Source organism: Exiguobacterium sp. KKBO11 (assembly GCF_001644945.1).
Taxonomy (GTDB): domain Bacteria; phylum Bacillota; class Bacilli; order Exiguobacteriales; family Exiguobacteriaceae; genus Exiguobacterium_A; species Exiguobacterium_A abrahamii.
Genome location: NZ_LUCU01000007.1, coordinates 1 through 604, shown reverse-complemented (window position 1 = coordinate 604; position 604 = coordinate 1). Strand labels below are relative to the sequence as shown.

The 604-nt window shown below is 49.5% G+C and carries 2 rRNA genes; both read right to left on the bottom strand.

The window, feature by feature from the left end:
• Positions 1-359: ribosomal RNA gene (locus AYO36_RS00235) — 23S ribosomal RNA — on the bottom strand; the annotation flags it as partial.
• A 167-nt stretch (positions 360-526) separates the two neighbouring features.
• Positions 527-604 (bottom strand): 16S ribosomal RNA (locus AYO36_RS00230); the annotation flags it as partial.

Here is a 604-nt window from a genome sequence, read left to right as displayed (position 1 = left end):
GACCTTTCCAGGTCCTTCACCTACTGTCTTCCTTTTTGACTCCGTATAGAGTGTCCTACAACCCCGAAGAGCATGCTCTTCGGTTTGGGCTGTTCCCGTTTCGCTCGCCGCTACTCAGGGAATCGCATTTGCTTTCTCTTCCTCCGGGTACTTAGATGTTTCAGTTCCCCGGGTCTGCCTCACGCTACACTATGTATTCATGTAACATGTCCCATCCCATTACGGATGGTGGGTTCCCCCATTCGGAAATCTTCGGATCAAAGCATACTTACTGCTCCCCGAAGCATATCGCTGTTCGTCGCGTCCTTCATCGGCTCCTAGTGCCAAGGCATCCACCGTACGCCCTTCATACCTTGATCTAGCGTTGGTATTCTAAGAACACACGTCTTAAATGACATGGTTAATTAAAAGTTTGATGTCTTGTTGATGTCTTCAGTTTTCAAGGTGCGAGTGTCTCTTACGAGACTGAGAGACGAGCTCTCAAAACTGAACGATGGGCATGTCCCGTAAGGGACGTTTTCCTTAGAAAGGAGGTGATCCAGCCGCACCTTCCGATACGGCTACCTTGTTACGACTTCACCCCAATCATCTACCCCACCTTCGA